Consider the following 19,590-nt stretch of genomic DNA (forward strand, 5'->3'; position numbering starts at 1 on the left):
CCCTATGCCTTTTCGACCTTCACGAGGAACGACTTGAACTCGGGCGTCTGCGAATTGCCGTCGCCCACCGGGGGCGTCAGCGTATTCGTCAAATAGCCCGGTTTCGTCAGACCTGTGAAGCCCCAGTGCAGCGGCACCCCCACCGTATGCACTTTCTTGCCCTCGATCGTGAGCGGCTTGATGCGTTTGGTGACTACGGCCACCGCGATCAGATAACCGCGGTTGCTCGACACCTTCACGCGTCCGCCGTCCACCACGCCCACCTCGCTCGCGAGTTCTTCGCCGATCTCCACGAACTGCTGCGGCTGAATGATCGAATTCAGGCGCGCGTGCTTGGTCCAGAAGTGGAAGTGCTCGGTGATCCGATAGGTCGTTGCGACATGCGGGAACGACTGTGCCGTGCCGAACGTGGCGCGGTCGTCGGGGAACACGCGCGCGGCCGGGTTGCTGGTCGCGAGCGGGTTGTTGGGATGGAACGGGTTGTAGCCGAGCGGATTCTCGAAAGGTTCGTAGTGCTCAGGGAACGGCCCTTCGTTCATCCCGTCGCGCGCAAAGAACCGCGCCACGCCCTCCGGGTTCATGATGAACGGTCCCATGCCCAGATCGGGCGCTTCGTCCACCTTGTAATCGGGGATGTCCGCGCCGGTCCATGCCGCGCCGTTCCAGGCGATCAGCTTGCGCGTGGGGTCGAAGGGCTTGCCCGCCGTATCGCACGAAGCGCGGTTGTAGAGCACCCGGCGATTGGCCGGCCACGCCCACGCCCAGTTCAGCGTCTGGCCGATGCCTGTGGGGTCCGAATTGTCCCGCCGGCCCATCTGGTTGCCCGCCTCGGTCCACGCGCCGCAGAAGATCCAGCAGCCGCTCGCCGTGGTGCCGTCGTCCTTGAGCTGGGCGAAGCCGGAAAGCTGCGCCCCCTTCTTCACGAGCACTTTAGTGGGATCCTTCGCGTCGGTCTGATCGGCAAGCGCCCGGCCGTTGTACTCCATTGCCAGTTCCTCGGACGTCGGGCTCGTGGGATCCGAATACGGCCAGGTCAGCTTGACGATCGGATCCGGGCACTTGCCGCCGTCCTTCTCGTACGCGGCGCGAATGCGCAGGAAGAGGCCCGACATGATTTCCAGATCGCTCTTCGCCTCGAAAGGCGCGTCCGCACCCTTCCAGTGCCACTGCAGCACGCGGCTCGAACTCACGAGCGAGCCGTTTTCCTCCGCGAAACACGTCGTGGGCAGGCGGAACACCTCGGTCTGGATCGAAGCCGTATCGACGTCGTTATAGTCGCCGTACTTCTTCCAGAACACCGACGTTTCCGTCTCCAGCGGATCCATGATGACGAGCCACTTGAGCTTGCCGAGCGCGGATAGCGTCTTGGCCTTGTCCGGCGCCGAGGCGATCACGTTGAAACCCTGGCAGATATAACCTGTGAGCTTGCCCTGGTTCATGAGCTCGATGGTCTGCAGCAGATCGTAGGGCTTGTCGAGCTTGGGCAGCCAGTCGTAGCCCCAGTTGTTCTCCTTCGTCGCGTTGTCGCCCCACCAGGACTTCATGAAGCTCACGAAAAACGCGCCGTAGTGCTGCCAGTAGCTCAACTGGTTGGGCCGCAGCGGCTGCGAGGCGCGCTGCTTGATATAGCCGTCGTAGTCCTGCTCGGCTTCGCCCGGCAGCGTCATGTAGCCGGGCAGCAGGTTCGACATCAGGCCGAGGTCGGTGAGCCCCTGGATGTTCGAGTGGCCGCGCAGCGCGTTCATGCCGCCGCCCGCAATGCCGATGTTGCCGAGCAGCAACTGCACCATCGCGCCGGTGCGGATCATCTGCGCGCCGACCGAGTGATGCGTCCAGCCGAGCGCATACAGGATCGTGCCCGCGCGCCCCGGCACGGCCGTGCTCGCGAGCATTTCGCACACCTTGAGGAACTTCTCCTTCGGCGTGCCGCAGACCTTCTCCACCATCTCGGGCGTGTAGCGCGAGTAGTGCTGCCTGAGCAGGTTGTAGACGCAGCGCGGATGCTGCAGCGTCGGGTCGGTCTTCACGAAGCCGTCGTCGCCGATCTCGTAGTCCCACGACGACTTGTCGGGATACGCATGCTTTTGCGCGTCGTAGCCCGAATAAATGCCGTCGTTGAACGCGAAATCGTCGCGCACGATGAAGGTGAAGTCCGTGTAGTTCTTCACGTACTCGTGCTGGATCCGGTCGTTCGCGATCAGCCAGTTGATCACGCCGCCCAGGAACGCGATGTCCGTGCCGGTGCGTATCGGCGCATAGAAGTCCGCCACGGAAGCCGTGCGGTTAAAGCGCGGATCGACCACGACGAGCCGTGCCTTGCGGTGCGCTTTCGCCTCCGTGACCCACTTGAAGCCGCACGGGTGCGCCTCGGCCGCATTGCCGCCCATCACCAGTATTACGTCCGCATTGCGAATGTCGACCCAATGGTTCGTCATCGCACCACGGCCAAACGTCGGGGCAAGACCTGCCACCGTCGGGCCGTGTCAGACACGCGCCTGGTTGTCGAATGCCAGCAGGCCCATGCTGCGGGCCACTTTATGCGTGAGATAACCGACCTCGTTGCTGCCCGCCGAGGCGGCCAGCATGCCGGTGGTCAGCCAGCGGTTGACGGTCTTGCCTTCTTCCGTCTTCTCGACGAAGTTCGCGTCGCGGTCCTCTTTCATGAGCTTCGCGATGCGGTCGAGCGCCTCGTCCCACGAAATGCGCTTCCACTCGTTCGATCCGGCCGCGCGGTACTCGGGATACTTGAGCCGCGCCGGGCTGTGGATGAAGTCGATCAGGCTTGCGCCCTTCGGGCAGAGCGTGCCGCGGTTGACGGGATGGTCGGGATCGCCCTCGATGTGGATGATGCTGGCCGTGGCGTTCTTCGCGCCGTCGCCGAGACCGTACATGAGGATCCCGCAGCCCACCGAGCAATACGGGCAGGTGTTGCGGGTTTCAGTGGTGCGCGCCAGTTTGTATTGTCGGACCTCGGCGAGTGCGGTGTCGGGCGCGAAGCCCATCAACGCGAGGCTGGAACCTGCCAGCGACGTCGCCGTGATCTTGAGGAACTGACGCCGGGACATTTGCAGCATGGTGCGGTCCTCGGCTATTCGAGTTGTGGGTGGTTTCAGTATATGCCCAATTTCAGAGACGGATCACTCAGGAAGGCCGGAACGCAAGATAAAGGCGGCCAGGAATCGCGCTTGCTATATTGAGTCAAGGTTTAGTCAAGGTTTAGTCAAGGTTTAGTCAAGACGATGCTGCGCCGCAGCCAGACTGCTGCGGCGGACCGCTCCCAACCCGCCGCCCACGCCAGCCCCACGCCTGCAACACGGAACGAACATCATGGCCACGCTCTCCCCCGAACGACTGCAATCGGCCGCGCGCAAGGAAGCGTCGTGGGTGGTCGGCGCCTGCCGGCAGTTCTTCAGCGACCGGTGCCCGGGGCTCGCCGCCAGCATCGCGTTCTATTCGGCGTTTTCGCTCGCTCCCACGCTCGTGATGGTGATCGCGGTGGCCGGCTGGTTCTTCGGCGACGACACCGCGCGCGGCCAACTGTTCCGCCAGGTCCACAACGTACTGGGCGACGAGGCCGCCGCCGGCATCACGACCATCGTCCAGAACGCCCACCGGGCCGGCAAGGCGGGCGGCATTGCCACCATCGTCTCGCTGTCCCTGCTCGCCATCGGTGCTTCGGCAACCTTTTCGTCGCTGCATGCCGCGCTCAACGTGGTGTGGCCGCCGGACGGCAAGCGGGCGTCCAGCGTGTTCGCGCTGGTGCGGGTACGGCTGATTTCGTTTTCGCTCGTGCTGGGCGTGGCGTTCCTGCTGATCGTCTCGCTCGTGCTGGATACGGCCATCACGTTCGTGGGGCAGTGGCTGTGGGGGAATTCCCCTTATGTGATCATCGGAAACCTGCTGCAATTCGCGGTCGGCCTGATCGTGCTGGCCGCCGCTTTCGCGGCACTGCTGCGCTTTTTGCCCGACGCCGACGTGTTCTGGCGCGACGCGCTGGTGGGCGGCACCGTCGCGGCAGTGCTGTTCTCGGCCGGCAAGAAGCTCTTCGCGCTTTATCTCGCCCATGCGGGCATGGCGACGACCTTCGGCGCGGCCGGTTCGCTCGCCGTGCTGCTGATGTGGCTGTATTTCTCCGCGGCCGTGCTCCTGCTCGGCGCGGAGTTCTCGGCGGCGCGCGGACGCCTGCACGACCCGCGCGGCGCCTGGGGTTTCCTCGAGGAAACGCCGCCGGGCAGCCGCGCCAAGCTCGCCTCCGTGCTCGCCGCTTCCACGGTGCTCGCGCCGCACGGCAGTCCCGCTACGGCCCGCGCGGCTCATTCCGTTCCGATCGGAAACCCTGGTGCGGTGGCGGGTAAAGCGGCCTCCGAAGCGACCGGCGACGCGCCGCTCCATGCCGCCGCAACGCCCACAGGAATGGCCTCGGCAACGGAATTCGACCAACCGGCCGGTGCCGCCCCGGCCACAGCCTCGCCCCTTACGGCCATAACGCACGCCAGCGCCGAAGGCGGTGCTTTCGCGCGCCGCCCCGGTGGTACATCCGCCCCCCCGATCCGCCGCTCCGCCGCGCACATGGAGGACGGCGCGACCTATGCCGCTGCGCTCACGATCGTCCATGCGGGCCGCACGGTGGCCGCCGCCGACCGCTACGTCAAGCGCCATCCCTGGGGTTCGGTGCTGCTCGCCGCGGGTGCCGCGATCGCCATGACCGCCGCCGCGGGACGCCGCCACGACGCCGCCGGAGAGGCCAAAACAGACGAAGCGGCGGCCGGCGCCACCGGCCGCAAGCCCGCGTCCGACGAACACTAGTATCAAAAACAACAATAATGCAGAGTCAATGATCTAATATTGCTAAATCAGGAATAATCGCTGCAGGCCCCGTTTTATAAGGCTTGCAGGCACTGTGTCAGCTTTTTGCGACACTCATTTTTTTTCAGTTCTTGATAACGAAGGTGCTGCGTTATTCTGCTTCGCGCAACAACTAAACCAATCATCTGCGTGGAGAAATCTGGATGAAACGAGTCGCACTCTCGACCCTCTCGCTTGCACTGCTGGCTGCTGCCGGTACGGCACATGCACAAAGCAGCGTGACCCTGTATGGCGTGATCGATGAATCGATCCAGTGGGCCCACAACACGGTTGATGCCAACGGCAACAACAAGAACCTGGTCGGCCTCTTCGGCGGCAACATCTCCGGCGACCGCTGGGGCCTGAAGGGCACGGAAGACCTGGGCGGCGGCCTGAAGGCAGTTTTCCAGTTGGAAAACGGCTTTGACATCAACACCGGCAAGCTCGGCCAGGGCGGCCTGATGTTCGGTCGTCAGGCATTCGTCGGCCTGACCTCGGACCAGTACGGTACGGTCACGCTGGGTCGCCAGTACGACCCGCTGGTCGACATGATCCAGCCGCTGACGGCCGACAACTACTTCGGCAGCACGTTCGCAACGCCGGGCGACGTCGATAACAACGACAACAGCTCGCGCACGAACAACGCGATCAAGTACACCTCGCCGCTCATCGACGGCTTCCAGTTCGAAGGCCTCTACGCACTCGGCGGCGTCGCCGGTTCGACCGGCTCGGGCCAAAGCTGGGGTGCAGCCGGCACGTACGGCATCGGCTCGTTCAACGTTGCCGCTGGCTACTTCATGATGGACAACGCTTCGTCGCTGGCCGCCCGCACGAATTCGGACGGCGTGGTGGGCTGGGCGTCGGGTGCAACGTCGGGCGCGGTGTTCGACAGCCAGATCAACGATGCTTACGCTTCGGCCAAGTCGATCGGCACGGCTTCGATCGCAGCACAGTACGTCGCCGGTCCGTTCACGTTCAGCGCACGTTACAGCAACGTTCAGTTCAAGCCGGACGGCTTCTCGACGTTCACTTCGACCCAGAAGTACAACGTCGCTGGCGGCTTCCTCGGCTATCAGCTGAACCCGGCCCTGCTGCTCGGCCTCGGCTACACGTACACGCACGGTTCGGGCGACTCGTCGAACACGTACCACCAGGTCGCACTCGGCGCGGACTACAACCTGTCCAAGCGTACCGACCTGTACGCCCTCGCGGCTTACCAGCACGCCAACGGCCAGGAGCCGGGCGCGGCGCCGGGTACGTCGGCAGGCGCTTCGATCGGCTCGTACGGCTACAACTCGGCTTCCAGCTCGCAAGAACTGGTCAGCCTCGGCATTCGCCACAAGTTCTAATAGAACGGCACAGCCGGGCTTCGGCCCGGTGCCGGAGCCGCTCCCAGACCGGTTCCGGTTGTGTTCAAACGGCGTGGCCGCTAAAAACCACACGTTGCAGCAAGGAAACCAGCTCACGGCGTCAAGCCCGGGCTGGTTTTTTTATGGGCGCGAGCCGGCGCCTGGCGGCTCCATCCTGGCACCGCAACGCTCCAGCTCAATCCCGGCAAACCCCTCTCGAATCAGCGCAATCGCGCGAGCAAAGCCTCCGCGTGAGAGACGAATGCCTCGGCAAGCGCGGGCCGTGCCTCGCCCTCCGCACGCACAGCACGCGCAACATATAGCGCTTCCGGCAAGGCCGGCGTAAAGCGCTTCACCACCACGCGCGCAGCCGCACCGGCGGCGCTCAGCGAATCGACCAGCGCGATCCCCAGGCCCGCCTCCACGAGTCCCACGACCGACTGCGCGAGCGCCGCCTCGGCCACCTCGCGCCGCACGATACCGGCCTGCGCAAAGACCTGGTCGACTCTCACACGCCGCTCGCTGGTTCCGGCAAACGAGACGAACGCAAGGCCCGCACAATCGGCCGCGCTCACCGCGCGCTTGCGCGCCAGCGGGTGACCGCGCGGCACGATGCAGCGCATCGGCCATTCGCCGAGCGTGGCGAGTCGCACCTGCGGATGCACCATCGACTGCGCGACGAATCCCAGATCGCAACGCTGCGTGCCCACGCTTTCGAGCACAGCGGCGGACTCGTGTGCGACCAGCGCCACCGCCACGCCCTCATGCTCCCGAGCGAACGACGCGAGCACACGCGGCAGGAAGTCGGCGGCAAGATCCGGCGTAGCGGCAATCGAGAGGACGCCCCTGCGCCGCTCGCGAATCTGCCCGGCAGCCTGCGCCACGCGTTCGAGCCCGACGAACGCGCGCTCGACCTCCTCGTTCAATGCATGCGCTTCCGCGGTCGGCACGAGACGGCCGCCTCGCCGCTCGAACAATACGAAGCCGACGCCTGCCTCGAAGTCGGCCAGCAAGCGGCTCACTGCGGGCTGCGAAATGCCTAGCGATTCGGCGGCGCGCGTCACGTTGCGCCGCTGCATGACGGCGCGAAACGCTTCAACCTGACGGATACGGAGGTCGGCGGAAGACATAATATCCAGGAATGGCTTACTACAAAGAACGTCGAAATTCGAAAAATCTACATTGCGAATTCGTCATTTATTCCTGAATTTAACAGTCATTCTTTCAAGGCGCCAGTCATAACATTTATGCATGGACTTCCTTGAATTTTTGCCGGGACACATTACCTTGCTGGTGCCGACAAACCCTATGAATGAATCGCATCCTCCAGCGAGCGCGCATGAAAAATCCCCGCGGGCAAGATGCCGGCGGGGATTTTGGGTACTGACGTGTGCCGCAGCCGGGAGGCCGCGACACCCAGCAACAGCCGCAATTACGCGGACGCTGCGTCCTTCAGCTTCTTCAGTGCGCGTGCCTTGATGCGAACCGTTGCAGGCTTCGCCGGGAACCAGCGCTCCTGACCCGTGAACGGATCCTTGCCGAAGCGCTTCTTCTTCGCCGGCACAGCTTGCACGACGATCTTCAGCAGGCCCGACAGCGTGAATTCGCCGGCGCCCTTCTTGTGGACCGAACCGAGGATCGTGTCTTCCAGTGCGGCGAGCACGGCCTTGGCGGCCTTCGGCTCGACACCGGCACGCTCGGCGACGTGCGTAGCCAGCGAGGCCTTCGTGAAGGTGTCCTTGATCGGCGCCAGTGCGCCGGACGCCTTCACGGCGACCTTCTTAGCTGCGGCCGTCTTGGCGGGCGCTTTCTTTGCTGCAACCTTCTTGGCCGGGGCAGCTGCCTTTTTGGCCACTTTCTTTGCGGAAGTCGGCATGTTTCTCCTACCAGTGTTGGTCAGTGAATCAACAAAGCACTGCGGAATGCATGTGCTTCAACGGCGGATTCTACAAGCGCGCAAGCGTTTTGCGTGACTCTTTTGCATCGTCGATGCAAATTTGTTGCGCAGCGCTGACTGCCGGACGCATTTTGACGCCTGTTTACAGGGGTAAACGTGCGGCCCGCCTGGTTCGACGCCCTGGACTCCACTCGGGCGCGGCGGCCAGGCACCGCGTCAAAAGCGCTACCGTCACGCACTTTTCGCGCGATCGGGCGTCGCGCTCGCGTGCCGCAACGGCATGCGCCACGCCGCTACGGCACCGCAAAAGCAAAGCGCCCGGGCGTACAGGACGTCCCGGGCGCTTCATCTTAAGCGTTGCCTGAATGCGGGCGGCGCTGCCCGCAGGTACTCCGCTCGGCGTAATTTCAGCGTGCGCCTTCGCGCTGGGCGGCGGCTTCGTTCAAGGCCGCAGCGGTGCTCTCGTGATGCTCGCGCGAGAGGCGGCGCATGAGCGGCAGCAGCGCGATGGCGATCACCATGCCGAGCGCCGCGAGCCAGCCGAGACCCGAGAAAAGCCGCGTATAGAGCGGCAGCGAAACGAGCGGATCGAGCTCGCCCGAGGGCATCTGGGCGAAGTTCGCGACCACACTGCCGAGATACTGCGAGACGCCCGTGGCCACGAAATACGCGCCCATCATGAAGCCGCTCATGCGCGCAGGCACGTAGCGCGCGACCATCGCGAGGCCAAGGCCGCTCACCAGCAGTTCGCCGAGCGAGTAGAGCCCGTAGCCGCCCACCATGAACCAGGAGGACACGCGTCCGTCGACGGCATAGCGCCCGCTCGCCGCGAACACGAAGAAACCCGCTGCGACCACCGCGAAGCCGAGCGCGTATTTCACCGCGACCGGCATGTCGCGCCCGTTGCGAGCGAGCGAGGTATATAGCGAAGCGAGCAGCGGCGAAAGCAGCATGATCCAGATGGGGTTGAGCGCCTGGAACTGGGCGGCGCTCCAGCTAAAGAGCGTCGTGCCGAACAGCGTGAACCCCGGATCGACGTTGCGCAGCGCGAAAAGCGTGAGCGACGTGGACATCTGCTGATAGAACACGAAGAACAGAATGGCCTGCAGCATGAGCACGAGCGCGGCGACGAGGCCCGCCCTCTCGGCGCGTTCGGCGCGCATCAGCATCCATGCGAACACCGCGAGCACCGCCACGCCCGCCGCGTACACGCAGCTCACCGCCACGGCCTTGTGCTGCAGCACGAAGGTCGTCGCCGCGCCCAGCGCCACGGCGCCCACGGCAACATAAGCCGCGTAGCGGTAGTTGATCGGCGCGTCGTCCGGGATGGAGCCGATATGCGCGAGCGTGCGGCGCATCAGCAGGAAGTTGAGCACGCCGAGCAGCATGCCGGCGCAGCACACCGCGAACGCGGCATGCCAGCCCCAGTGATCCTTGATCCAGGGCGTGGCGAGCATCGACACCGTCGAGCCGATGTTCACCGCCATGTAATAGATGGTGAAGGCGCTGTCGAGCCGGGCGTCGTCGCCCTCGTAGATGCGGCGCACGAGGTTCGCCGCATTCGACTTGAAGAGCCCGTTGCCCACCACGATCACGCCGAGCGAGGCGTACATGTGGTGCAGGCTGTCGTCGGGCATCGCGAGCATCAGATAGCCGGCCGCGAGGATGGTCGCGCCGGTCACCATCGAGCGGCGCGCGCCGAGAATCTGGTCGCCGATCCAGCCGCCGACCGACGGTGCCGCATAAACGAGCGCCGTGAAAGCGCCCCAGGTGAGATTCGCGCGGCTGTCGTCGAAGCCGAGCTGCCCGACCATGAACAGCACGAGCAGCGCGGCCATGCCGTAGTAGCCGAAACGCTCCCACATTTCGATCAGGAAGACCGTTGTGAACGAGCGGGTCTGGGAAGCGGGGGTAGTCATGTCACTCCTTGTCTGCGGGCGCCTGCGACGGGCGCCGACTTTACTCTACCGGGCCGATGCACCAGGCACGCCGGCTATCACGGGACACCCCGCAAACCGGCCGTCGGCCGATGCTCTGCCGCTGGCAGCAAATACGCCTTTTTTGGCGGCCTGGCGCGCGTTCCCGGCGATAGAGTGGCAATCGACCGGCGGCAACCAGACAACGGCCCTCTTTTCCTCACCTCGCACGGAACCTCGCCATGGCGCTTCAAATCGGCTTTCTTCTCTTTCCTCGCGTGCAGCAGCTCGACCTTACAGGGCCTTACGACGTGCTCGCGTCCATGCCGGACACGCAGGTCCGGCTGATCTGGAAAACGCGCGACTGTATCACGTCGAGCACCGGCCTCGTCATGACGCCCGATACGACCTTCGAAACGTGCCCGCAACTCGACGTGCTCTGCGTACCGGGCGGTAGCGGCGTGGGCGACCTGATTCCTGACGAGGAAACGCTCGCTTTCCTGCGCCGCCAGGCCGCCGGCGCGCGCTATGTCACGTCCGTATGCACGGGTGCGCTCGTGCTGGGGGCCGCCGGCCTGCTCAAGGGGCGCCGCGCGACCACGCATTGGGCCTTCCACGAACTGCTCACGCCGCTCGGCGCAATTGCCGTGAAAGAGCGCGTGGTGCGCGACGGCAACGTGATCACAGGCGGCGGCATAACGGCCGGCATCGACTTCGCGCTGACGCTCGCGGCCGAACTGATCGGCGACGAAGCGGCCCAGGCGCTGCAGCTCGGGCTCGAATATGCGCCTGCTCCGCCCTTCGATGCAGGCAGCCCCGAGACCGCGCCGCGCACCATCGTGGAGCGCGTGCGGGCTCGAAACGCCGAGTCTCTGGCGACACGCACGCGCCTCGTCCATGAAGCCGCAGCCCGACTCTGACCGCTCGAGCAGAGACGGCGCGCGCCCCTCGCGCCCAGCGTGGTTGCTCAGGGTCTTCGCGCGCTATTCACCGTCACGCGCATCGTATACATTGCACGAGGGGCTATCGCTGCGGCAGCAGCGCGGTGTGCGTGGTCGCCGCACCGTGCTGCGCGCTTGTGCATCCTCACCCTGGCAAGCTCATACCAACCAATCAGAAGGGGTAGTCAATGCGTCTTTCCACCAGCATGCCGATTCTCGCCGCGGCAGCCGCCGCATTTCTGATCGGCGCCGCCGTGCCTGCCTACGCGCAGGATGCGAGCGCGCCGGCCGCCGCCGCGCCGACGGGGGCCGCCTCCCAGCCGCTCACGAAGGCCGAGAAGAAGAAGCAGGCCAAAGCCCAGCACAAGGCCGAACGCAAGGCCGCGCGCGCGAAGAACAACGCCGAACTGAAGAAGCTCGAGCAAAACGGCTACAACCCGGCGGTGAACGACCCGAACTATCCGCAGAACCTCCAGAACGCCGAAAAGAAAGCCAACGCCCCCGCCGGCGCAAGCCAGTAGTCCTGCAAAGACACCGGCATAAGCCGACACGACGAAGACGGGAACCAGCCGCAGCAGCGACCCGCCTTCTACCGTGCGACACACCCCGTGTTTCCGAAAGGAACACGGGGTGTGTCGTTTCTGGCGGACAACGAACGGCAAGCGGCTTTTGAACAGCTTGGGGGCATTCCTCCTTCAAAACGATTACGCTTGCCCTGCCGCCCGCCGTTGCCGTCAACCTGTCCGCACCGTGGCCCTCGCGGCCCATGAGGCAGCCTGTCTTGCACGCCGCTCATCACGGAGCTCAAGCTCATGAACGTATCGAAACCTGATGCCATCCCCGCACCCGCGCCGAAAAAGAACATTCCGCTGGGGCTGATCGCAGGTATCGTCGCGCTCGTGGTGGTGGCGCTGCTGCCGCTGCCGGCGAGCCTGCCGCCCGCCGGTCAGCGCATGCTCGCGATCCTCGCCTTTGCCGTGGTCGTGTGGCTCACCGAAGCCGTCTCGTACGAAGCGAGCGCCATCATCATCACCTCGCTGATGGCGTTTCTGATCGGCACGGCGCCCACCATCGAAGATCCCAGCGTCTATTACGGCACGTCCAAAGCGATCAGCATGGCGCTCGCAGGGTTCTCGAACTCGGCGCTCGCGCTCGTGGCAGGCGCGTTGTTCATTTCCGCTGCGATGACCGTCACGGGGCTCGACAAGCGCATCGCACTCGTTACCCTCTCGCTCATCGGCACCACCACGCGGCGCATCCTGATCGGCGCAATCGCGGTCACCATCGTGCTCTCGCTCGTCGTGCCGAGCGCCACCGCGCGCAGCGCCTGCGTGGTGCCGATCATGGTAGGCGTGATCTCCGCGTTCGGGGTGGACAAGCGCTCCAATATTGCCGCCGCCATCATGATCGTGGTGGCCGAAGCCACCAGCATCTGGAACGTGGGAATCCAGACGGCCGCCGCGCAGAACCTGCTCACGGTGGGCTTCATGGACAAGATGCTGGGCGGCCGCGTGACCTGGCTCGACTGGCTGATCGCGGGAGCGCCGTGGGCCATTGCGATGTCGGCGGTGCTGCTCGTGCTCGTGCTCAAGATGCTGCCGCCGGAGACCGATGCGATCGCCGGCGGCAAGGAAGCGGTCGAGCGCTCGCTGCGCGAGCTCGGCCCGATGACGGGGCCGCAAAAGCGTCTGCTGGGCGTTTCCGTGGGCCTGCTGTTGTTCTGGGCCACCGAAGGCAAGCTGCATCCCTTCGACACCACCTCGGTCACCTACGTCGGCCTCGTGCTGCTGTTGTTGCCGCGCTTCGGCGTGATGGACTGGAAAACCGTGCAAAGCCGCATTCCCTGGGGCACGGTGATCGTGTTCGGCGTCGGCATCAGCCTCGGCACCGCATTGCTCACGACGCGGGCGGGCCAGTGGCTGGGCGACCTCGTCGCGCATCACACCGGGCTCGACACGGCCGGGCCATTCGCCGCGTTCGCCATCCTCTCGGCATTCCTGATCGTGATTCACCTTGGCTTCGCGAGCGCGACGGCGCTCACCTCGGCCATGCTGCCGATCCTCATTTCGGTGCTGCAATCGATGCAGGGCGATTTCAGCCGCCTCGGGCTCACGATGCTGCTGGGCTACGTGGTGAGCTTCGGCTTCATCCTGCCGATCAACGCGCCGCAGAACATGGTGTGCCTCGCCACCGACACCTTCACCGCGAAGCAGTTCGCGCGCGTGGGCATCGCGCTGACGATCGTGGGCTACGCGCTGCTGCTGCTTTTCGCCGCTACGTGGTGGCGCTGGCTGGGCTGGATCTGACCTGGATCTGACGAGCCCGCACACTCTCTTTTGACGCACAACCGGCAAGGAGCCGCAGATGGAAGTCGCAATCGATGACGCACGCCGATTCGCCGCCGACGTGCTGATGAAACTCTCGGTGCCCGCCGACATCGCCGCCGACGTGGCCGATCACCTCGTCGAATCGGACCGCGTGGGCTATTCGAGCCACGGGCTCTCGATCCTGCCGAACTACAAACGCGGCGTCGAAGCGGGCTTCGTCACGCCCGACGGCCGCCCGGAGCGCGTCGTGGACCGCGGCAGCCTGATCGGCTACAACGGCCATCATGGCTTCGGCCAGCACGTGGGCAAGGTGGTGATCGACGACGCCATTGCACGCGTGCACGAGCACGGCCAGTGCATCGTGACGTTGCGCCACAGCCACCACCTGGGGCGCATGGGGCAGTACGGCGAGATGGTTGCGCAGCAGGGCTACGTGCTGCTCGCGTTCAGCAACGTGGTGAACCGGCCGCCGGTCGTCGCGCCGTATGGCGGGCGCGAGGCGCGGCTCACGACCAATCCGCTCTGTTTCGCGGGGCCGCTGCCGGGCGGGCGACCGCCGTTCGTGGTCGATATCGCGACGAGCGCCATCGCCGTAAACAAGGCGCGCGTGCTCGCCGAAAATGGCCGCCCTGCGCCTCCTGGCTCGCTGATCGACGCCGATGGCAATCCGAGCACGGACCCGAATGTGCTGTTCGCGGACCCGCCGGGCGCCCTGCTGCCGTTCGGCGCGCACAAGGGCTATGCGCTCGGCCTCGTCGCCGAGCTGCTGGCCGGCGTGCTTTCGGGCGGCGGCACGATCCACCCCGACAATCCGCGCAACGGCATCGCGACCAACAATCTCTTCGCGCTCGTGCTCGATCCGCAGGTGGACTTCAACCAGACGTGGCGCTCGCAGGAAGTGGAGTCGTTTCTCGACTATCTGCTGGGGTGTCCGCCGCAACATCCCGACGAGCCGGTGCAATACCCCGGCCAGTACGAAGCGGCCAACCGCGCGCGCCACACGGTCACGATCGACCTGCCCGACTCCGTGAAAAAGCCGTTCGGCGAACTCGCCGCGGAACTGGGCATCGCGCCGCTCGATGCCGTCTAGCGCCGGTTGAATGGGGCGGGCGCGGTATCCGCGCCGCCCCCTCCACCGTCACACGGCGACGGCGCCCACGTAGTTTTCCGCCATCGCCGTCGCCGCCGCGCGCGAGGTCGTGACATGCTCCAGTTCCGCTACCTGCAAGCGCTGCTCGAAGGGCGAGGCGTCGTCGAGGCGGTGCATCATGCGCGTCATCCAGTACGAGAAGTGCTCCGCGCGCCAGATGCGGCGCAGCGCGGTTTCGCTATAGGCGTCGAGCAGATCCATGCGGCCTTCCCGGTAAAACGCCACCAGCGCCGCCGTCAGCACGCGCACGTCGGCCACCGCCAGGTTGAGGCCCTTCGCGCCCGTAGGCGGCACGATATGCGCCGCGTCGCCCGCGAGAAAAAGCCGGCCATGCTGCATGGTTGCCGATACGAAACTGCGCATGCCCACGATGTTTTTCTGGAAAATCCGGCCTTCCACCACCTGCTGACCATCCGCCGAATCGACGCGCGCGTGGAGTTCCGACCAGATGCGGTCGTCCGACCAGTTATCGACGGAATCCGCGGGATCGCACTGGAAATACATGCGCTGCACATTCGGCGAGCGCGTGCTGACGAGCGCGAAACCGCGCTCGTGGCGCGCATAGATCAGTTCATCGGAAGACGGCGGCGCTTCCACGAGGATGCCGAACCAGCCGAACGGGAAGACACGCTCGTAGTCCTCGCGGCGGCCGGCCGGAATCGCGGCGCGCGAAACGCCATGAAAGCCGTCGCAACCGATCACGTAATCGCACTGCAGTTCGTGCGGTTCGCCTTCGTGTACGAAGCGAAGCGAGGGGTGATCGGTTTCGATGCCGTGAATCGAGGTATCGGAGACGTCGAAGAACACCTTGCCGCCGGCGGCCATACGCGCGGCGACGAGGTCCTTGAGCACCTCGTGCTGTGCATAGACAGTGATCGATTTGCCGGTGAGGCCGGTGAGATCGATGCGCCGGCGCCGGCCTTCGAAGGCCAGTTCGAAGCCGTGATGCACGGCCCCTTCCGCCTTCATGCGCTCGCCCACGCCCGCTTCGGTCAAGAGGTCCATCGTGCCCTGCTCAAGCACGCCGGCACGGATCGTCGATTCGATCTCGTCGCGGCCGCGCCGCTCCAGCACCACCGAATCGATGCCGCGCAGATGAAGAAGATGAGAAAGCAGCAAGCCCGCCGGGCCTGCGCCGATGATGCCAACCTGAGTGCGCATGACGCTGTCTCCTATGGAGGTGTGTTTTGCGCAAGTTTGGCTTCACGTCGGGATATCTCGCAACGCGATATGGCGAATACGAATTATCTTAATTTGAGATACAGCACCACGCCGTCTTTGTTGTGCAAGATCGTCGCCGCACTCCCCACGGCGGAACGCGAATTGCTTGGGCCTACCGGTTTGCCGCGAATGTGACGCCTCGCGGCCGAACCGTCTTCCGCTTATTGCACACGAAAGCCATGCCGAATCCGTTCCGCTTTTTCCCTACGCTTTCCGATCCGAAACAGCATGGCGCTCGTGCGGCAGGACTCGCCCCGGCCGTCGCGCTATGCATCGCCCTCGCCGCCACGTTCGGCATTGCTGCCTCTTCGGCCGAAGCAGCACAACCGGCTCAAAGCCCAGCCCCCGTGCAGGATCTCCAGGTCGAACCGCTGCCGCCCTCGGAGCTCTACGGCCTGCTCTATCGCGACGTGGAACTCTCGCAGGTCTATGCGGACAGCAAGACCTTCGCCGACATGACTCCCAAGGCCCCGCCGGAAGAGATCGCATCGGCCTACGCAAGCTGGCAGCAACAGAACGCCGGGCTGCGCAACCCCACGGCACGCAAAGCCGCGCTCACGCAGTTCGTGCAACGCTATTTTTCCGCGCCGCCGCAAGCCGACGGACACTATGTTTCCGATCCGAACCAGGACGTGGTGGCCCACATCGATACGCTCTGGAACGTGCTGCGCCGCAACCCCGACACCACCCAGCAGGCAGGTTCGTCGCTGCTGTCGCTGCCGTATCCCTATGTCGTGCCCGGCGGCCGCTTCAACGAGATTTACTACTGGGATTCGTACTTCATCATGCTCGGGCTCGAAGCGAGCGGCCGCCATGAACTCTTGCTCGACGAGCTCAATAACTTCGCTACCCTGATCGATCGCTACGGCCATATCCCCAACGGCAACCGCAGCTACTACCTGAGCCGCTCGCAGCCGCCATTCTTCGCGCAGATGGTGAGCCTCGCGGCGCAACGCGACGGCGACACCGTCTACGTGCGCTATCTCCCGCAGTTGCGCAAGGAGTACGACTACTGGATGGCCGGCGCGCAAGGGCTGAAGCCGGGCAAGGCGTCCGCCCACGTGGTCCGGCTTGCCGACGGTACGCTCCTCAACCGCTACTGGGACGCGCGCTCCGCGCCGCGCGACGAGTCGTACCGCGAAGACGTGCTGACCGCGAAGGCAACGCCGCAGCGCGACGCCGGGGATCTGTGGCGCAATCTGCGCGCGGGCGGCGAAACGGGCTGGGATTTCAGTTCGCGCTGGCTGGCGGACCATCGCACGCTCGCCACCATCGACGTCACCTCGCTCGTTCCCGTCGATCTCAACAGCCTGCTCGCCGATCTCGAACGCACGCTCGCAAAGGCCTATGGATTGAAGGGCGACGCGAGCGAGGCGCGGGCGTTTGCGCAGCGCGCCCAGCAACGCACCGCCGCGATCGACCGCGTGCTGTGGGATCCGAAGCTGCACGCCTTCAGCGATTACGACTTCGTGCATGGCAGGCTCACGCATCGCCTCACCGCGGCCACGGTCCTGCCGCTTTACACGGGCATCGCCACGCGCCAGCAGGCGCGCGACGTGGCCGCAGCCGTGCGCGCCGGCCTGCTGCGGCCGGGCGGCCTCGCCACCACCCAGGTCTCGACCGGCCAGCAATGGGACGAGCCCAACGGCTGGGCGCCGCTGCAGTACCTCGCGGTCATGGGACTGCGCCGCTACGGCGAAGACGCTCTGGCGCAGACCATCGCCACGCGCTGGATCGCGACGAATCTGCTCTACTACCGGCGCACGCACAAGCTCGTGGAAAAGTATGACGTGAGCGCGGCGGCAGCCGATGCGACATCGGCGGGCGGCGGAGAATATCCGCTGCAGGATGGCTTCGGCTGGACCAATGGCGTGCTGCGCGTGCTGCTCCTCATGTATCCGCATACCTCCACTGCGACTTCGGTGAAACGCCTGCCCGCCACGCCTTGACGCGCGAAACGCCAGCGCGCCGGACGCACGCACCGGGCGACCGGCGTACACTTTTTTCGCGCGGCGCTGCAACATCGCGCGTCGCCGTCTGCTTCCCCGGAGTTTCCGATGCGCAACGACACCGCCTTTCTGTTCGACCTCGACGGCACGCTCGTCGATAGCGTCTATCAACACGTGCTCGCGTGGAAAAACGCGCTCGACGCCGACGGCATCGAGCTCTCCGTATGGCGCATTCATCGCCGCATCGGCATGAGCGGCGGCCTCTTCATGAACCAGCTGCTGCGCGAAACGCACGAAGCGATCTCGCCCGAACGCCTTCAGCGCCTGCAGCAATTGCATGCCGACGCCTACCGCCGCCACGCCGACCAGATCCGTCCGCTGCCGGGCGCCCGCGCCCTGCTCGACGCGCTCACCGCCGCGCAGATTCCCTGGGCGATCGCCACCAGCGGCAGGCTCGAAACGGCGTCCGTGAACCTCGCCGCGCTCGGCGTGGATCCGGCCGTCACGACCGTCGTCACGCGCGACGAGGTGCGCCACGCGAAGCCCGACCCGGACCTCTTCGTCGGCGCGGCGTTGCGGCTCAACGTGCCGATCGAACGTTGCATCGTGGTGGGCGACAGCGTCTGGGACATGCTGGCGGCGCAACGCTGCCGCGCACTCGGCGTCGGGCTGCTTTCGGGCGGCTACGGCACCCAGGAACTCGAACGTGCGGGCGCGCTGCGCGTGTACGAAGACCCCGCCGACCTGCTCTACCACCTCGACGAAGTCGCCGCGCGCAACTGATTGATAGCGCCAAAAAGGGGCATTCCGGCGAAAAGCCAGCCGCCGCGCCACCGGGCACGCCCCTTGCGCGCCCTCGTCCGCGAATCTGCCGGGAAATGCCTGGAAATGGCCGGCAAACGCCGCTGCGGCCGCCGCTTCCGGGCCCGCTGTACGGGGTGCACGCCGCGCGCCTTCGGCGTATGCTGATTGCAATCACTACAACATGGACGTCCGGCTTGCGCCGCTCGACCGCGATGAACGCTTTAGCCCCTGCCCCCGGTTCCCAGCCCGCCTCGCGCGTAACCGTGGTCGTGCTGACGCGCAATCACGTCCGCCAGACCGTCGATACCGTCGCGCGCCTCATCGCGTTGCCGGAGCACCCCCAGGTGATCGTGGCCGACAACGGCTCGACCGACTCCACCATCGGCCTGCTCGCCTCGCTGTTTCCGCAGGTGCGCATCGTCCAGGGCCTGCGCGACCGCGGCATGGCCGGCTTCAATCGCGCCGTGGCGCTCGCGCGCACCGAGTACGTGGCCTGCTGCGACGACAGCACCTGGTTCGCCCCCGGCGCGCTGACACGCGCGGCGCAACTGCTCGACGCGAATCCCGGCGTGGCCGTGCTCAATGCCTGCGTGGCCGACCCCGACGAGCGCGAGATCCATCCCGCCTGTCTGATGTTCGCCGCCACTTCGCCCGGCAGCGACGGCCTGCCCGGCCTCGCGCTGACCAGTTTCATGGCGGGTGCGTGCATTTTGCGGGTCAGCGTATTCCGCGAACTGGGCGGCTACGAAGAGCGGCTCTCGCGCGGCGGCGCCGAAGAGCTCGCCGCCCTCGACGTGCTTTCCGCGGGCCATTCGATCGTCTACTGCGAAAACGCGCTCGCCCATCGCGAGCCGCTCTACCGCTGGTTCACGCGCGCGCAGCACTGCACGCTCGCACGCAATTCGGCGTGGGTCGCCTGGATGCGCCTGCCGGCGCGCGACGCGCTCGCCGCCACCGGCCGGGCGCTGGCGGTCTTTGCGCGCCAGCGCTCGCTCGGGCCTGCGGGTTTCGCGCTGCTGCGCGGCGCGTTCTGGACGCTGCGGCAGCGCCGCGTGGTGCCGCCACACGTCGTGCTGCTCACGCGCCAGGTGCGGCGCGCCCAGCGGCACGTGCGCGTGGGCATTCCGGCGATGGCCGAGAAGTACGATCGCTCGGGACAACGCGCGTGGTAAGCTCGGCCGCACCCCGCCT

General features: G+C 65.7%; 14 protein-coding genes. 9 read left to right on the plus strand and 5 right to left on the minus strand.

Annotation, left to right across the window (positions count from 1 at the left end):
- Positions 1-2: 2 nt before the first annotated feature.
- Positions 3-3,074 (minus strand): formate dehydrogenase-N subunit alpha, encoded by a 3,072-nt coding sequence (fdnG, locus tag U5760_RS18165; protein WP_322013672.1) that lies wholly within the window; start codon positions 3,072-3,074, stop codon positions 3-5.
- 253 nt (positions 3,075-3,327) lie between these two features.
- Here fdnG and U5760_RS18170 point away from each other — a divergent pair, with 253 nt between their 5' ends.
- Both U5760_RS18170 and U5760_RS18175 read left to right on the plus strand, forming a co-directional pair.
- Positions 3,328-4,806: a YihY/virulence factor BrkB family protein gene (locus U5760_RS18170; protein ID WP_322013673.1), complete on the plus strand. Its 1,479-nt coding sequence runs from the start codon at positions 3,328-3,330 to the stop codon at positions 4,804-4,806.
- A gap of 203 nt (positions 4,807-5,009) precedes the next feature.
- Positions 5,010-6,194: a porin gene (locus U5760_RS18175; RefSeq protein WP_322013674.1), complete on the plus strand. Its 1,185-nt coding sequence runs from the start codon at positions 5,010-5,012 to the stop codon at positions 6,192-6,194.
- Between the two features lie 221 nt (positions 6,195-6,415).
- Here U5760_RS18175 and U5760_RS18180 read toward each other — a convergent pair whose 3' ends face one another.
- The 3 genes from U5760_RS18180 to U5760_RS18190 form a co-directional block, all read right to left on the minus strand.
- Entirely contained in the window at positions 6,416-7,324 is a 909-nt protein-coding gene (locus U5760_RS18180) for a LysR substrate-binding domain-containing protein (RefSeq protein ID WP_322013675.1), read from the minus strand.
- A 302-nt stretch (positions 7,325-7,626) separates the two neighbouring features.
- Positions 7,627-8,070: an HU family DNA-binding protein gene (locus U5760_RS18185; RefSeq protein ID WP_322013676.1), complete on the minus strand. Its 444-nt coding sequence runs from the start codon at positions 8,068-8,070 to the stop codon at positions 7,627-7,629.
- Positions 8,071-8,498: 428 nt separating this feature from the next.
- A complete protein-coding gene (locus U5760_RS18190; protein ID WP_322013677.1) occupies positions 8,499-10,010 on the minus strand; it encodes an oligopeptide:H+ symporter in 1,512 nt (503 codons plus the stop codon).
- 239 nt (positions 10,011-10,249) lie between these two features.
- Between U5760_RS18190 and U5760_RS18195 the strand changes: the two genes are divergently transcribed.
- The 4 genes from U5760_RS18195 to U5760_RS18210 all read left to right on the plus strand — a co-directional run bounded on the left by U5760_RS18195 (position 10,250) and on the right by U5760_RS18210 (position 14,365).
- Positions 10,250-10,927 carry a DJ-1/PfpI family protein gene (locus U5760_RS18195; protein WP_322013678.1) on the plus strand — a complete coding sequence of 226 codons (678 nt, stop codon included), beginning with the start codon at positions 10,250-10,252 and terminating at the stop codon, positions 10,925-10,927.
- Between the two features lie 209 nt (positions 10,928-11,136).
- Entirely contained in the window at positions 11,137-11,469 is a 333-nt protein-coding gene (locus U5760_RS18200; protein ID WP_322013679.1) for a DUF4148 domain-containing protein, read from the plus strand.
- 291 nt (positions 11,470-11,760) lie between these two features.
- Positions 11,761-13,254: a DASS family sodium-coupled anion symporter gene (locus U5760_RS18205; RefSeq protein ID WP_322013680.1), complete on the plus strand. Its 1,494-nt coding sequence runs from the start codon at positions 11,761-11,763 to the stop codon at positions 13,252-13,254.
- 58 nt (positions 13,255-13,312) lie between these two features.
- A complete protein-coding gene (locus U5760_RS18210; protein WP_322013681.1) occupies positions 13,313-14,365 on the plus strand; it encodes an Ldh family oxidoreductase in 1,053 nt (350 codons plus the stop codon).
- Positions 14,366-14,413: 48 nt separating this feature from the next.
- On the opposite strand, the gene pobA is transcribed toward U5760_RS18210, so the two are convergent.
- A complete protein-coding gene (gene pobA / locus U5760_RS18215; RefSeq protein ID WP_322013682.1) occupies positions 14,414-15,586 on the minus strand; it encodes a 4-hydroxybenzoate 3-monooxygenase in 1,173 nt (390 codons plus the stop codon).
- Positions 15,587-15,825: 239 nt separating this feature from the next.
- Here pobA and treF point away from each other — a divergent pair, with 239 nt between their 5' ends.
- The 3 genes from treF (at position 15,826) to U5760_RS18230 (ending at position 19,571) form a co-directional block, all read left to right on the plus strand.
- Positions 15,826-17,595 carry an alpha,alpha-trehalase TreF gene (gene treF, locus U5760_RS18220; protein ID WP_322013683.1) on the plus strand — a complete coding sequence of 590 codons (1,770 nt, stop codon included), beginning with the start codon at positions 15,826-15,828 and terminating at the stop codon, positions 17,593-17,595.
- Between the two features lie 108 nt (positions 17,596-17,703).
- On the plus strand, positions 17,704-18,378 hold the full coding sequence (locus tag U5760_RS18225) for an HAD family hydrolase (protein ID WP_322013684.1): 675 nt from the start codon (positions 17,704-17,706) through the stop codon (positions 18,376-18,378).
- A gap of 233 nt (positions 18,379-18,611) precedes the next feature.
- Positions 18,612-19,571: a glycosyltransferase family 2 protein gene (locus tag U5760_RS18230; RefSeq protein ID WP_322013685.1), complete on the plus strand. Its 960-nt coding sequence runs from the start codon at positions 18,612-18,614 to the stop codon at positions 19,569-19,571.
- Positions 19,572-19,590: the final 19 nt, after the last annotated feature.

This window comes from Paraburkholderia sp. J12 (assembly GCF_905220215.1).
Taxonomy (GTDB): Bacteria; Pseudomonadota; Gammaproteobacteria; order Burkholderiales; family Burkholderiaceae; genus Paraburkholderia.